This is a genomic window from Rhizobium sp. 21-4511-3d, from assembly GCF_053522545.1.
This window is the reverse complement of record NZ_JBNWCF010000001.1, coordinates 13,167-26,803: the sequence shown is the minus strand read 5'-3', so window position 1 is coordinate 26,803 and position 13,637 is coordinate 13,167. Positions and strand designations below refer to the sequence as shown.

The following is a 13,637-nucleotide window of genomic DNA, read 5'->3' as shown; positions in this document are numbered from 1 at the left end:
GCTGGTAGCGACTGGACAGGACACAGGGTGGAAGTCATAGCAAAGTCAACTCACCATACAAAGGGGCTCCTGCGACGCAGCAGCTCTCTGATTCTGATCGGGGTGGCGACGCTGTCGCTCTCCGGCTGCATGACGGGTGGTTTTGACTTCCTGAGCGAATCCAAGGTCGACCGGTCCGTTGCGACCGGCACCGTGCCGCAGAACCCGCCGAGCACCGATACGCTTTCCGATGAAATGACCGTGCGCAATGCCGTGACGTCTGCCGATGTCGGCCGGATCGGCGCGCAGCCGCTTGCCTGGGCAAACGCCTCCACCGGCAGCGCCGGCGTCATCGACACGATCGTCGAGAACAATGAATCCGGCCAGGTCTGCCGGCAGTTCCGCACCACCCGCCATTCCTATGACGGCATTGCCAAGTTCATGGGCAAGACCTGCCTCGTCGGCGGCGGCAACTGGCAGCTTCTGAGCTTCCAGCCCGAGAGCTGATCCGTTTTCCACACATATGCTTAATACCGGCGCCTGCGGCATTGCGATGCTTAGCAGAACGATAACCATTTGCCGCAAAAGCCGCCGAGCGCCCGGCGAAAATAACAAGTGATTAGCAACTCTCCCGCACGATCCAGCCCATAAGCGCGAGGTCCGGTTGAACCGGATGGCGCGCAAAGAGTTGATATTGGGCTTCGGCTGCCAGAAGGGACGGCAGCCGCACGGACACCGGCGGATTACTATGCGCGATCCATATAAGGTATTGGGCGTCCAGAAGGACGCAGGGGCAGACGAGATCAAGGCAGCATGGCGCCATATGGCGAAGGCCGTGCATCCCGATCACAATCAGGGCGACCCGAATGCAACGGCACGTTTTGCCGAGATCGGGCGCGCCTACGAGACCCTCAAGGACCCGAAGAAACGCAGCCTCTTCGACACCGCGGCCCGCATGGCCGAGGCGAAGATGGGCGGCGGCGAAACCATCATGCAGCAGCGCCAGGCGGCCCGCGAGGCTGCAGCCCGCGCCAAGGCTGCGCAGGAAAATGCCGAACGGGTGATGGAAGAGCTCGCCCGCGCCAACGCCCAGAAGGCGGCAAAGGCTGCGGCTGAGGAAGCGGCCAAGCAGAAGGCATCAAACACGGCAGGCGCCGAGAGCGCCGAAGAGGTTGTCGACCGGATTTTCGGCACGCAGACCAAGGCTGCGGGCGGGACCGCCGGCAATGCCGGTCAGGCGCAATCGCAGGCACAGGGACAAGCTCAGGCCCAGGCAAAGGCCAAGCCGGCAGAGGCCGAGACCGCCAAGAGCGAAACGGAAGCGCCGAAGACCGACGCTGACGCCATCGACCCGAATGCTGCGGCTTCGGCCGGCATTCTTCAGCCGTTCAGCATCCTGAATGCGCTGGTGCGCCGGTTCACCGGCACCGCCCCTGCCCCGGAAAAGGCGCCCGATCAGTTCGCTCAGGCGACCGTGACGATCGACGACCTGATGAAGGGCAGCCGCATCATCGTGCCGCTCGGCGAAGGGCAGGAAGCAAGCTTTACGCTTTCGCCGGGAACGACCGAGGGCCAGCAGATCCGCCTCAAAGGCCAGGGCCTGAAGCTGCCGAACATGCAGCGCGGCGACGCCGTGATCGGCGTCCATATCGCGGCCGATCATCGCTTCACCGTGCACGGCTTCGACCTGCACACGGTTCTGCCCGTGACGATCGAGAATGCCGTGCTCGGCACCGAGACAGAGATCGAGGGCCCGGGCGGCCGGCTCAAGGTCACCGTTCCGGCCTGGTCGGGTTCCGACAAGACCATCCGGATCGAAGGTCAGGGACTGCCAGACGGCAACAGCGGACGCGGCGATCTGGTGGTCGAACTGCGCATCATGCTGTGGGAAAAACCCGACGATAAGGTCACGGATTTGATGCGCAGCATGCGCGAAGGTCTTTTCCTGTGAAATTTTCGTGACATGCGCACCCTTTGTTACGCTCCCTAACAGTTGATGATTGCTCCCAATCTTGAACCGATTAACGGCCTATGCCATAGGCAATTTCCAATTGGTTCATTAGGGGGCAAAATATGGCTCAAGCAACAGGCCTCATGTCAGGCAAGCGCGGCGTCATCATGGGCGTCGCGAACAATCGCTCGATCGCGTGGGGCATTGCGAAGGCCATTCATGCACAGGGCGGCGAAATTGCCTTTACATATCAGGGCGAGGCGCTGAAGAAGCGCGTCGAGCCGCTGGCTGCCGAACTCGGCGGCGTTCTGGCCGGCCACTGTGACGTCTCCGACGAAGCAACGATCGACGAAGTTTTCGCCAATGTCGAAAAGATGTGGGGCAAGATCGATTTCGTCGTTCACGCCATCGGCTTCTCCGACAAGGACGAGCTGACCGGCCGCTACGTCGACACCTCGGCCGACAACTTCGCCAAGACGATGAACATCTCCGTCTTCTCGTTCACCTCGGTCGCTCGCCGCGCCGAGAAGCTGATGACGGACGGCGGCTCGCTTCTCACGCTCACCTATTACGGTGCCGAGAAGGTCATGCCGAACTACAACGTCATGGGCGTTGCCAAGGCTGCTCTCGAAGCCAGCGTCAAGTATCTGGCCGTCGACCTCGGACCGAAGAACATTCGCGTCAACGCGATCTCTGCAGGCCCGATCAAGACGCTTGCAGCATCCGGCATCGGCGACTTCCGCTACATCCTTAAGTGGAACGAGTACAACGCTCCGCTGCGCCGTACCGTGACCATCGAAGAGGTCGGCGACGTCGGTCTCTACATGCTGTCCGACCTGTCGCGTTCGGTTACCGGCGAAGTCCATCACGCCGACAGCGGCTACCATGTCATCGGCATGAAGGCTGTGGACGCGCCGGATATTTCCGTTATCAAGGACTGATCGAACTCCAAGAAGCGGAATATGCCGTGCTTATCTATGTGGTCCGACACGGCCAGACCGACTGGAATGCCGAACGCCGCCTTCAGGGCCAGAAAGACATTCCGCTGAACGCCATCGGCCGCGAACAGGCGCGGCTGAACGGCATCGATCTCGCTGAGATCCTAAAGGTCGAAGGCATTGCCTTCGACTTTGTCGCCAGCCCCCTGACCCGCACCCGCCAGACGATGGAAATCATGCGCACTGCCATGGGGATCGACCCCAGCGGCTACCGCACCGACGAGCGTCTCGTCGAGGTTTCCTTCGGCGACTGGGAAGGCTTCACGCTCAAGGAACTGAAGGCGACGCAGCGCGACCGGGTCAGCGAGCGCAACCTCAACAAATGGGATTTCATCCCGCCGGGCGACGACGCGGAGAGCTACGAGATCATGTCGTGGCGCAGCGCATCCTGGCTGAATTCCGTTGACAAACCAACGGTTTGCGTGACGCACGGCGGCGTCATCCGCAGTCTCTTCAAGATGATTGGCGATGTTCCTAAGCACGAGGCCGCTGAGGGAGAAATCTGGCAGGACCGGATCTTGAAGATCGATACTGCCGAGCGGCTGATCGGCTGGATCTGAACCGGCTTACTGAACGATATCGAGATCGTTGATGACGCGCTTGCCGTCGACTTCGGTATAGAAGATCACGACCTTCACGCCGGCCTTCAGACCATCGAAATTGAACTCTTCAGGCGCCTGGTAGGTCTTGCCGTCATCGAGCGTCAGGCTGAGATTGGCGGTATCGACCTTCTTGATCGTCGCCTCGACATCCGCGCTCTCAGCAAAACCGCTGATCGGCGACAGGAAACTTGCGGTGGCCAACAGCGTGGCAACAAAAAAACGCATCGCGGCAACCCTCTTCACACTCGACGCTAAAATCTTATCAAACACAGATAATCCCCTGAATATGGCAAAAATCGCCCGGAAGAATGGCTTTCACCGCCCAATTGATGAATAGCATTTTAACAATAATCAAGAGGCGTCGTTAACCATCCACTCTGTCTTGTTTCGGCACCCGAAATATAGAAGGCCGGGCAATCGTAAATTAACAAGTTCCCCCTACAGTTGCTTTTAAACAAAGGGGAACTTGTTTTGCTTATCGGGCTGGGCGGCCACAGGCAATTGCGGCGAATTTTCAAGAATACCTGGCTTTCGCTGCTGGTCTCCGGCTTCGTCGCCTTCATGGTCGTCGCTGTCGGCATCACTCTTGATCGCGCCAATACTGCCGCCCATCTGCGCGAACTGCAGATCCGCACCGAAAACGAGACTAACCTGATCCGCGCCCGCATGGCAGCGCAGATCAACATGGACATTACTATCGTCCGTGACCTCTCCAACATGATTTCACTGAGCGCGCGCACCAATGACGAGGAAATGGAGCGGCAGATCAACTGGCTGCTGATCCAGAACCCGCATTTCCTCAATGTCGCCGTCGCCCCCAATTTCATCGTCAGCAACGTCTATCCGCCACAATCCGACAAGGACCGGATCGGCAAGGACGTGCGCGAGGCGCTGTCGACCATGCAGTCGGTCGGGCGCAATACCGGCGACCAGCAGGCGCGGTTCTACGGCCCGATCAAGACCGCCGAGGGCAAGGATGCCTTTGCGATCTTCTTCCCGATCTTCGTCAAGGAAAACGGCCAGCGGAAGATCTGGGGCGCCGTCGAGGTCACCATCGACCGCGACATGTTCTACGAGAACACAGGCCTGAAGCCGGCGCGCAACAGCGAGAACCAGGAGCGCTACCCGCATCTCGATCACCTGTCGATCGCGGTGCGTGACCTCGGCACGGCTGCGGCCGATGCCGCCCTGCCCTTCTTCGGCAATACCGATGTCTTCCACAAACAGCCGCTGCGCCGCAAGATCGCCTTTGCCGGCGGCCGCTGGGAACTCTCGGCCGTACCGACCACCGGCTGGAACGAGGCGCCGGCGAACCAGTCGCAGCTGCGCGTCATCATCATCACCGCGGGCTGCGTCATCATCATCCCGATCTTCTTCGCAACACTGCTGCTCGGCGAGCGCAACCGCAACATCTCGCAGCTCGAACGCCGCGAAGCAAAGCTGCTGGAGCTCTCGCAGCGCCTGAACCTGGCGCTCGATTCCTCCAACATCGGCATTTGGGAGCTCGAAGAAGGCGGCCACAGCCTCTATTGGGACGGGCGCGCCTCCGCGCTGCACGGCGAAGCGGCAGGCGAAGGCAGCCATCCGCTGGAGAACTGGTTCTCGCGGATCGCTCCCGACGACCGGCATATCGCCGAAATGCATTTCTTCAACTGCAGCGTTGCCGGGGCTTCCTGCACTGCGCAGTATCGCATCCTTCTCGATGACGGCACGGTTCGCTACCTGCGCTCCGTCGGCTCCTTCTATACCGATGCCGGTGGCGTCGGCCGCACGATCGGCATCGTCGCCGACGTGACAACGGATGCGGAAGCGGCCGAAACGCTGCGTCACGCCAAGGATGTCAGCGACATCAAGAATGCCGAGCTGGAACTGGCGCTGGACGAAATCTCGCGGCGCGAGGCGCAGCTCACCGAAATCTCCGGCAAGCTCGATCTGGCGCTCGACGCCTATCAGTGCGGCATTTGGGACGCGACCTGCGGTGAGCAGGGCTCGCTCTGGGACGAGCGCATGCACGAGCTCTACGGCCTGCCGGCCCAGTACGGCTTCGTTCCCGAAGAACTCTGGCTTTCGCGCGTGCATCCTGACGACCGGGCTGCCGCCGTCGAGAGTGCGCGCTACTTCAAGCAGCCGGGCGACACCCATACGCTGATCTGCCGCGTTCCCTGCGACGATGGCAGCGTCCGCTACGTGCGCTCGACCGGCAAGGTGCACCAGACGCCGTCTGGCACCACGAAAATCATCGGCGTCGCCTTCGATGTGACGGAAGATTCGCTGCTGACCGCCGAACTGAAGGCGGCCAAAGACGAGGCGGTCGCCAAGAATATCGAGCTCGAACTCGCCAAGAACCGCATCGAGCACAATTCGCTGCATGACCCGCTGACCGGCCTCGCCAACCGCCGCAAGATCGACATCGCGCTCGAAAGCCTGACGGTCGATGCCCGCTCGCAGCGCCAGAAATTCGCAATCCTGCATATCGACCTCGACCGCTTCAAGGAAATCAACGACACGCTCGGCCATGCGGCCGGCGATGCGATGCTGGTCCACGCATCCAAGGTTCTGTCGAAGAACGTGCGCGGCAGCGATCTCGTGGCACGTATCGGCGGCGACGAGTTCGTGATCCTGGCGCATGACGTCAGCGACGTCGATATGGCGGAGCTTGCCGGACGCGTCATCGAGGAGATGCGCCAACCGATCGACTTCCAGGGCTTCTCCTGCCGCTGCGGCGTCTCGATCGGCATTGCACTGGCGAACGGCATCCATGTCGATGCGCGCAAGGTGCTGATCAATGCCGATATCGCGCTCTATCGCGCCAAGAGCATGGGCCGGAACCGCTACGAGTTCTTCAACCAGAACCTCCAGGCCGACATCATCAACAACAAGCGCACCGCCGATGAGATCCTCGCCGGTATCGAGAACAACGAGTTCACCGCCTGGTACCAGCCGCAGTTCTGCGCCCGCACCATGAAGCTCGCCGGTGTGGAGGCGCTGGTGCGCTGGCACCACCCGACCCGCGGCGTGCTGACGCCCGACAAGTTCCTGCGCATCGCCGACGAGATCAACGTGGTGCAGACGCTCGACAGCATCGTTCTGGAGACGGCGCTGAAGGACAAGATGCGCTGGACCGCCCATGGCCTCATCGTGCCGCAGGTCTCGGTCAACGTCTCGGCGCGGCGCCTGCATGACGGCAGCCTGTTCGAGTCGCTCAGCCACCTGCATATCCGCCCGGGCGAACTTTCCTTCGAACTGGTGGAATCGATCTTCCTCGACGAAAGCGAAGACGTCGCCGCACAGAACCTCGACCGCATCAAGGCGCTCGGCATCGATATCGAGATCGACGATTTCGGCACCGGCCATACCTCGATCGTCTCGCTCCTGAAGCTGAAGCCGAAGCGGCTGAAGATCGACCGGCAGCTGGTGCAGCCGATCCTGCATTCCTCGCAGGAACGCACGCTGGTGCGCTCGATCATCGACATTGCCCGCTCGCTCGGCGTCGAGACGGTGGCAGAAGGCGTCGAGAGCCTCGACCATGCCGACATGCTGCGCGATCTCGGCTGCGACATGCTGCAGGGCTATGCCTTCTCGCGCCCCCTCTCCTTCGACGACTTCACGCAGGCAGCGCTCGGCACCGCCTGGCGTCTCGCCTCCTGAGCCCATCGTTTCCAAATTGCGGAAACATCATTCTCAGATCCGGCCGCATTTCGGCAAAGAAAGGCGTTTGCCCGCCTGGCTTTTTGGCCTATGAGTGACCCCGAATTCTAAAGGTTGGCGCTGCCGGCAACGGTCCGTGCGGCGCGCATTGGTCGGTACCACATGTCGCATAATACATTCGGTCATCTTTTCCGCGTCACGACCTGGGGCGAAAGCCATGGGCCGGCCCTCGGCTGCGTCGTCGACGGCACGCCGCCCGGCCTGCGCTTCAAGCTCGAGGACATCCAGGTCTGGCTCGACAAGCGCAAGCCCGGCCAGTCGCGTTTCGTCACCCAGCGCCGCGAGGCCGACCTCGTCAAGGTGCTCTCCGGCGTGATGCTGGACGAGGACGGCGAGACGATGATCTCGACGGGTACTCCGATCTCCATGCTGATCGAGAACACCGACCAGCGCTCCAAGGATTACGGCGAGATCGCCCGCCAGTATCGGCCGGGCCATGCCGACTATACCTATGACGTGAAATACGGCATCCGCGACTATCGCGGCGGCGGGCGCTCCTCGGCGCGCGAAACTGCGGCCCGTGTTGCCGCCGGCGGCATTGCCCGTCTCGTCGTTCCCGACATGAAGGTGCGTGCGGCGCTGATCCAGATCGGCAAACACAAGATCAACCGCCAGAACTGGGACTGGGATCAGGTCGACCAGAACCCGTTCTTTGCGCCTGATCCGGCGATCGTTCCGGTCTGGGAAGAATATCTCGACGGCATCCGCAAAAATGGCTCGTCCGTCGGCGCCGTCGTCGAGGTGGTTGCCGAGAATGTGCCGGCAGGCTTGGGCGCACCGATCTATGCCAAGCTCGATCAGGACATCGCCTCGCTCCTGATGTCGATCAACGCCGTCAAGGGTGTCGAGATCGGCAACGGCTTCGGCGCGGCGGAAATCACCGGCGAAGAGAATGCCGACGAGATGCGGATGGGCAATGACGGCAAGCCGCTGTTCCTCTCCAACCACGCCGGCGGCATCCTGGGCGGCATTTCCACCGGCCAGCCGGTCATCGCCCGCTTCGCCATCAAGCCGACCTCCTCGATCCTGACCGAGCGCCAGTCGATCGATGCCGACGGCAAGAATGTCGAGGTGCGCACCAAGGGCCGTCACGACCCCTGCGTCGGCATCCGCGCCGTGCCGATCGGCGAGGCGATGGTTGCATGCGCCATTGCCGATCACTATCTCCGCGACCGCGGCCAGACCGGCCGGTTGAAATAGGAATTACCCCCATGCCTTACGATCAGAAGCGTGTCGTCGATGCCATCCGTGCCTTCGAAGCCGGCGAGATCGTTGTCGTCATGGACGACGATGACCGCGAGAACGAAGGCGACCTGATCGTCGCTGCCGTGCATTGCACGCCGGAGAAGATGGCCTTCATCGTCCGCCACACGTCCGGCATCGTCTGCACGCCGATGCCGAAGGAAGAGGCCAAGCGCCTGAACCTGAACGCCATGGTCGCCGAAAACGACTCGGCGCATACGACGGCCTTCACCGTTTCGGTCGACTTCAAGCATGGCACGACGACGGGCATTTCCGCCGACGACCGGACGCTGACGGTGCGCAACCTCGCCAACCCGAATGTGGGTGCGGCCGATTTCGTCCGTCCCGGCCACATCTTTCCGCTGATCGCCCGCGAAGGCGGCGTGCTGATGCGCTCCGGCCATACGGAAGCCGCGGTCGACCTCTGCAAGCTCGCCGGCCTGCCGTTGATCGGCGTCATCAGCGAGCTCGTCAATGACAACGGCACCGTGATGCGCGGCCCCCAGGTGAGCAGCTTTGCGGAAGAACACGGCCTCAAGCAGGTTTCGGTCGCCGATCTGATCGCCTACCGCCAGCGCAAGGAAACGCTGATCGAGCTCGGCCAGAGCTTCGACATCGAGACCCCTTTCGGCAAGGCCAAGGCCCATACCTACTCGCTGCCCTGGGACCCGATGCAGCACCTCGCCGTCGTCTTCGGTGACATCCGCGACGGCATCGACATTCCGGTGCGCCTGCATCCTGAGAACGTCGCCGAGGACCTGTTCGGCAAGAAGAGCCCTGTCGACCACTATATGCAGAAGATCGCCGAGGAAGGCCGCGGCATCATCGTGTATCTGCGCGAAGGCTCCGTCGGCGTCGGCCATATCGACAACGGCCGCAAGGCCCGCAGCCAGGGCCGCGAGTCGCACGCCGAGGCAGCAACGCGCGAGAGCGAATGGCTGGAAATCGGTCTCGGCGCACAGATCCTGAAGGATCTCGGCGTGACCTCGATCAAGCTCTTGACCACCCGCGAGCGGCACTATGTCGGGCTCGAGGGTTTTGGGATCAAGATCACCAAGACTGAACTCGGCTGATCACAGCAGATATGCTTAAACGCCCGCACTCAGGCAGCGATACGCTTGAAGCGGGGGCGGACGTTGCGCATGTAATATTTGCCCGGTGACTGCGAGGTGACCATGGCGATGACATGCGCCTCGTTGACGCCCTCGAAAGTCCGGTCCTCGCCGTTGCTAAGGCAGACGCGAAGACGGCCGTCCTGCTGGCTGAAATAGACCGCGTCGATCAGCGCCGACTTTACCGCGACCGGCTTCATCGGCTCTCGCTGTTCGCCCATTGAGACAGTTGAGGCCGCCGCGGCACGGGCGTCGCGGCGGTTGCGGATCAGAGCCCTGACCCTGCGGCCCAGGTCGTTCCAAGCCAACCATGCGGCGTATCTGATGGGGTGCGTTTTCATGCGCCAACCGTAGGGGAACGGTGTTTAACAAGTTCGGCACGGGCATGGTAAACCGACGTCAAGATTAACGTCGAGTAATTTCGAAAAAACTTCTTAAAATCCAATCAATTGGCATTGGCTACCCGAGCCAGCCGTCAGCAAGGATCACGCGCTCCACGCCGGCAAAGCGGGCGACGCGGTCGAGCTCGGCAGCAAGCCTGTCGAGACGTCCGGCGGAGGCCCGCACACCCGGCTCAAGCCACAGACGCTTCACATCCAGCGTGCCCTTCTTCCTGTCAGCCTTCATGTCGATGCGGCCGATGAGTTTATCGCCTTCGAGCAGCGGGAAGACGTAGTAGCCGTATTCACGCTTCGGCTCGGGCACGAAGATCTCGATGCGGTAGAAGAAGCCGAACAGGCGTTCGGTACGGTTGCGGTCGCGGATCATCGGGTCGAAGGGGCTGAGCACGCGGATGCGGGCCGGCGGCTCGGGGAAATCGGCGATCTCTGCCGGAAATTCCGCGAGCGCCCAGGAGTGGCGTGGCTTGCCGCCAAGCGCGGGTTCGATGATGATTTCGGTGAGTTCGTCGCGATGCGCGGTGACCCAGGCCTTCGCTTCCTCCGGCGAGATCAGGCGCCAGAAGGCCGCTATCTCGCCTGATGTGGCAAAGCCCAGACGCGTCAACGCGCTGCGGCAGGCCCAGTCGACAAACTCCTCGCGGCTGACTTCCTGCTCGCGGAACTCATCGGGGATGACGCGCTCGACGAGGTCGTAGATCTTCTGGAAATTCGAGCGCCCGGCGATGGCGAACTTGCCGGTGTGCCAGAAATATTCGAGTGCGGTCTTGTTCGGATGCCAGTTCCACCAGCCGCCGGAAACGTGATCGTCCGCCTTGATGTCCCGCGCCAGGATCGCGCCGTTCTGGACGACGCGGTCATAGGTTTCCTCGAAAGCGTGTTCGAAGCCCTCGCCCTGCCATTTGCGCCAGCGCTCGACCAGCACCTCCTCCTGCTGGACGAACTTGTGCTTCCAGTACTTGAAGAAGCTGCTCGGCAGGATCGAGGCGTCATGCGTCCAGTGTTCGAAGAGGGCGCCATCCTTCTCCAGCAGCGAGGTCAGGTGTTCGCGCCGGTAAGTCTGGTTGCGGGAGAACAGGATCTGGTGGTGGGCACGTTCCACCGTCTGGATGCTGTCGACCTGGACGAAGCCGAGATCGTGGATGAGCTGCAGAAGCCCGTCCTTGGTCAAGGCGCGGTTGGGCGGAGTACTCAGGCCCTGCTTGGCGATGAAGACGCGGCGGGCATCGGCATTCGAGAGCAGATTCGTCATGACGGCATCATATGCCGGAAAATCTTCCTAGCCACCCGCTTTTGCACTTTTGCCGCCGCCGCTATAGAAGCGAGCGCCAGAAGGATGAGGGACTGCATTTGGACATCCGTTTCGAAGGGGCTTCGGTCAGCTATGGCGCGCGCCAGGCGCTGGCACCGCTGACCTTGCAGCTGAGCGAAAACCGCATCGGCATCATCGGCCTGAACGGCTCCGGCAAGACCACCTTCGCGCGGCTGATCAACGGCTTGGCGAAGCCGACGGCCGGACGCGTTCTCGTCAATGGCCGCGATACGGCGGGCGAGCGCGGCGCGCTTTCCGATGTCGGCTTCATCTTCCAGCAGCCGCAGAACCAGATCATCCTGCCTGTTGTGAAGGACGACATCGCCTTCGGGCTGAAGAGCCGCGGCGTTGCGAAGGGCGAGATCGAGGCGAAGGTCGAAGCCGTCCTCTCACGTTTCGGCGCCGCGCATCTGGCGCCCCGCCGGGCGCATGAACTTTCCGGCGGCGAGTTGCAGATTGCGGCTCTGGCAGCGGTGCTGGTCACCGGGCCTGATATTCTCATCCTCGACGAGCCGACCAACCAGCTCGACCTCAAGAACCGGGCGCTGGTGCAACGGCTGATCGAGGGGCTGCCGGAAAATGCGATCGTCATCACCCATGACCTCGAGCTGATCGCCGATTTCGGCCGGGTGCTGGTCTTCCACGAGGGCACGCTTGCCGCCGATGCGCCAGCCGCCGAGGCGATCGCGCGCTACAGGGAGATCGCCGGCTGATGCAATCGCTCTATGTCGAGGGAGAGAGCGTCATGCACCGCCTGCCGGCGCGTGCCAAGCTCGCGGTGCTCGCGATCCTCGGCGTCATCCTGTTCACGACGCGCGAGATACCGCTGCTGTCGCTGGCGGTACTGGCGACGGCGGCCATCTATTTCCGGCTCGGCATTCCGCTTGCGCAGGCGCTCGACCGGCTGAAGCCGGTACTGCTGACGATCGCCATTGTCGCGCTGTTCAGCCTTGCCTTCAATCCCTGGCATGGCGCGGTCGTGGCGCTGCTGCGGCTGACATCGCTGATGTTCTTTGCGGCGGCCGTGACCGCCACGACGACGATTGCCGAGCTCATCGACGAGATTACCCTGCTGGCGCGGCCGCTCGAGCGGATCGGGCTGGTGCAGGCCAATGATGTCGGTCTCGCCGTCGGGCTGGTGGTGCGTTTCGTGCCTGAGATCCTCGGCCGCTATCAGGCGATCAAGGAAGCGCATGCGGCACGCGGCATCAAGGTGCGGCCGGTGACGCTGCTTGCGCCGCTAATCATCCTCACCCTCAGAGATGCGGATAACATTGCCGCGGCGATTGACGCGCGCGGCATTCGGCGGCATGTCAGTTAACCGATCGTAAACACGGAGCCCATAATGAGCACCCGCGACCTCGTCTTGTCTGCCCTTTTTGCCGCGATCATCGTGGCGCTCGGCATCCTGCCGCCGATCACCCTCGGCTTCATTCCGGTGCCGATCACCGCGCAGTCGATGGGCGTGATGATGGCCGGTGTCGTGCTCGGCGCGCGCCGCGGCTCCATCGCCGTGCTCATCGTCTGGGTGCTCGTGGCCATCGGCCTGCCGGTTCTTTCGGGCGGCCGCGGCGGACTTGCCGCCTTTGCGGCGCCGACCACCGGCTTCCTGATCGGCTGGCTGTTTGCCGCCTTCACGACCGGCTATCTCAGCGAGCGCCTCGTCAAGGCCGAGCAGTCCGGTCTCGTCCAGACCGTCGGCTTCTTCCTGTCGGCGATGATCGGCGGGATTGTCGTGCTCTATGCCTTCGGGATCATCTATCTGGCGATTGCCGGTGGTGTCAGCCTCGAGCCGGCCTTTGTCGGCTCCATGGCCTTCGTGCCCGGCGATGTCGCCAAGGCCTTCGTCGCAGCCCTCGTCGGCCGCGCCGTCATGGTCGGCTATCCGCTGTTGCCGGTTCGCGCCTAATCGAGGAACGTGTAGAGCCAGTCGCGCGTCTCTTCAGGCAGCGACACCGGCTCGCCGATCTCGCGGCTGCGGGCCTGCCAGGTGATCTCCACTTCGGCGGCACGCTCTCCATCCGCATCGACGGCGACCACGAAGCCGACGGACCTCAGGCCGATCTTGTCGACGGCGGCGGTGAAGACCGCGTCCTCTTCGTATCGCAGCGGGCGGTGCAGCGTGCAGGAAACCTTGCAGGCAATGTAGAGCGGCTCATCGGCGAGTTCCGGCCGCATCGACCAGAAACCGGCGAGCGCGGATTCGGCATAGGAGATGTATGAGGCGAGAAACATCTGCCCGTTCATGTCCACGTCACGGAACGGAATGCGGATCTGCTCTCTGTTCGAGCGCGCTGCCTTCACCATCGTCTTCCGGCTCCCCCTGCCATCACGA

Annotated in this window: 14 protein-coding genes; 10 read left to right on the top strand and 4 right to left on the bottom strand. The window is 62.4% G+C overall.

The window, feature by feature from the left end; genetic code table 11:
- Nucleotides 1-27 precede the first annotated feature (27 nt).
- From ACQZ5H_RS00135 to ACQZ5H_RS00120, 4 genes are all read left to right on the top strand, one after another.
- The gene (locus ACQZ5H_RS00135; protein WP_130278922.1) at nt 28-486 is read left to right on the top strand and encodes an RT0821/Lpp0805 family surface protein; all 459 of its coding nucleotides are present in this window, start codon (nt 28-30) and stop codon (nt 484-486) included.
- A 241-nt stretch (nt 487-727) separates the two neighbouring features.
- Nucleotides 728-1,930, top strand: a complete 1,203-nt coding sequence (locus ACQZ5H_RS00130; protein WP_449096369.1) for a DnaJ C-terminal domain-containing protein — start codon at nt 728-730, stop codon at nt 1,928-1,930.
- A gap of 122 nt (nt 1,931-2,052) precedes the next feature.
- Entirely contained in the window at nt 2,053-2,871 is an 819-nt protein-coding gene (gene fabI / locus ACQZ5H_RS00125) for an enoyl-ACP reductase FabI (protein WP_130278924.1), read from the top strand.
- A 26-nt stretch (nt 2,872-2,897) separates the two neighbouring features.
- Nucleotides 2,898-3,488, top strand: coding sequence for a histidine phosphatase family protein (locus ACQZ5H_RS00120; protein WP_449096368.1), 591 nt, complete (start codon nt 2,898-2,900; stop codon nt 3,486-3,488).
- A 6-nt stretch (nt 3,489-3,494) separates the two neighbouring features.
- On the opposite strand, the gene ACQZ5H_RS00115 is transcribed toward ACQZ5H_RS00120, so the two are convergent.
- Nucleotides 3,495-3,755, bottom strand: coding sequence for a DUF1344 domain-containing protein (locus tag ACQZ5H_RS00115; RefSeq protein ID WP_112386465.1), 261 nt, complete (start codon nt 3,753-3,755; stop codon nt 3,495-3,497).
- A gap of 276 nt (nt 3,756-4,031) precedes the next feature.
- Between ACQZ5H_RS00115 and ACQZ5H_RS00110 the strand changes: the two genes are divergently transcribed.
- From ACQZ5H_RS00110 to ribB, 3 genes are all read left to right on the top strand, one after another.
- Nucleotides 4,032-7,178 carry a bifunctional diguanylate cyclase/phosphodiesterase gene (locus ACQZ5H_RS00110; protein ID WP_449096997.1) on the top strand — a complete coding sequence of 1,049 codons (3,147 nt, stop codon included), beginning with the start codon at nt 4,032-4,034 and terminating at the stop codon, nt 7,176-7,178.
- 162 nt (nt 7,179-7,340) lie between these two features.
- The gene (aroC, locus tag ACQZ5H_RS00105) at nt 7,341-8,438 is read left to right on the top strand and encodes a chorismate synthase (RefSeq protein ID WP_449096367.1); all 1,098 of its coding nucleotides are present in this window, start codon (nt 7,341-7,343) and stop codon (nt 8,436-8,438) included.
- Between the two features lie 11 nt (nt 8,439-8,449).
- Entirely contained in the window at nt 8,450-9,553 is a 1,104-nt protein-coding gene (gene ribB, locus ACQZ5H_RS00100) for a 3,4-dihydroxy-2-butanone-4-phosphate synthase (RefSeq protein ID WP_112712939.1), read from the top strand.
- 29 nt (nt 9,554-9,582) lie between these two features.
- Here ribB and ACQZ5H_RS00095 read toward each other — a convergent pair whose 3' ends face one another.
- Complete coding sequence (locus ACQZ5H_RS00095) at nt 9,583-9,792, bottom strand: KTSC domain-containing protein (protein WP_199626294.1); 210 nt, start codon at nt 9,790-9,792, stop codon at nt 9,583-9,585.
- A gap of 259 nt (nt 9,793-10,051) precedes the next feature.
- Nucleotides 10,052-11,242, bottom strand: a complete 1,191-nt coding sequence (locus ACQZ5H_RS00090) for a winged helix-turn-helix domain-containing protein (RefSeq protein WP_449096366.1) — start codon at nt 11,240-11,242, stop codon at nt 10,052-10,054.
- Between the two features lie 98 nt (nt 11,243-11,340).
- Between ACQZ5H_RS00090 and ACQZ5H_RS00085 the strand changes: the two genes are divergently transcribed.
- Genes ACQZ5H_RS00085 through ACQZ5H_RS00075 form a run of 3 tightly spaced genes read left to right on the top strand, consistent with a single transcriptional unit; the run spans nt 11,341 to nt 13,211 of the window.
- The gene (locus tag ACQZ5H_RS00085; protein ID WP_449096365.1) at nt 11,341-12,015 is read left to right on the top strand and encodes an energy-coupling factor ABC transporter ATP-binding protein; all 675 of its coding nucleotides are present in this window, start codon (nt 11,341-11,343) and stop codon (nt 12,013-12,015) included.
- Nucleotides 12,015-12,623 carry a CbiQ family ECF transporter T component gene (locus tag ACQZ5H_RS00080; RefSeq protein WP_449096364.1) on the top strand — a complete coding sequence of 203 codons (609 nt, stop codon included), beginning with the start codon at nt 12,015-12,017 and terminating at the stop codon, nt 12,621-12,623. The genes ACQZ5H_RS00085 and ACQZ5H_RS00080 overlap by 1 nt, the downstream gene beginning before the upstream one ends.
- A 24-nt stretch (nt 12,624-12,647) precedes the next feature.
- Nucleotides 12,648-13,211 carry a biotin transporter BioY gene (locus ACQZ5H_RS00075; protein ID WP_449096363.1) on the top strand — a complete coding sequence of 188 codons (564 nt, stop codon included), beginning with the start codon at nt 12,648-12,650 and terminating at the stop codon, nt 13,209-13,211.
- Here the strand turns inward: ACQZ5H_RS00075 and ACQZ5H_RS00070 are convergent.
- Nucleotides 13,208-13,609 carry an acyl-CoA thioesterase gene (locus ACQZ5H_RS00070; protein ID WP_203429476.1) on the bottom strand — a complete coding sequence of 134 codons (402 nt, stop codon included), beginning with the start codon at nt 13,607-13,609 and terminating at the stop codon, nt 13,208-13,210. The genes ACQZ5H_RS00075 and ACQZ5H_RS00070 overlap by 4 nt on opposite strands.
- Between the last annotated feature and the right edge of the window lie 28 nt (nt 13,610-13,637).

What these genes read in the sequence shown, in the direction of transcription:
- ACQZ5H_RS00130 (WP_449096369.1), top strand. Translation starts at nt 728, where the DNA reads ATGCGCGATCCATATAAGGTATTGGGCGTCCAGAAGGACGCAGGGGCA.
- fabI (WP_130278924.1), top strand. Translation starts at nt 2,053, where the DNA reads ATGGCTCAAGCAACAGGCCTCATGTCAGGCAAGCGCGGCGTCATCATG.
- ACQZ5H_RS00115 (WP_112386465.1), bottom strand. Translation starts at nt 3,755, where the DNA reads ATGCGTTTTTTTGTTGCCACGCTGTTGGCCACCGCAAGTTTCCTGTCG.
- aroC (WP_449096367.1), top strand. Translation starts at nt 7,341, where the DNA reads ATGTCGCATAATACATTCGGTCATCTTTTCCGCGTCACGACCTGGGGC.
- ribB (WP_112712939.1), top strand. Translation starts at nt 8,450, where the DNA reads ATGCCTTACGATCAGAAGCGTGTCGTCGATGCCATCCGTGCCTTCGAA.
- ACQZ5H_RS00095 (WP_199626294.1), bottom strand. Translation starts at nt 9,792, where the DNA reads ATGAAGCCGGTCGCGGTAAAGTCGGCGCTGATCGACGCGGTCTATTTC.
- ACQZ5H_RS00090 (WP_449096366.1), bottom strand. Translation starts at nt 11,242, where the DNA reads ATGACGAATCTGCTCTCGAATGCCGATGCCCGCCGCGTCTTCATCGCC.
- ACQZ5H_RS00080 (WP_449096364.1), top strand. Translation starts at nt 12,015, where the DNA reads ATGCAATCGCTCTATGTCGAGGGAGAGAGCGTCATGCACCGCCTGCCG.
- ACQZ5H_RS00075 (WP_449096363.1), top strand. Translation starts at nt 12,648, where the DNA reads ATGAGCACCCGCGACCTCGTCTTGTCTGCCCTTTTTGCCGCGATCATC.
- ACQZ5H_RS00070 (WP_203429476.1), bottom strand. Translation starts at nt 13,609, where the DNA reads ATGGTGAAGGCAGCGCGCTCGAACAGAGAGCAGATCCGCATTCCGTTC.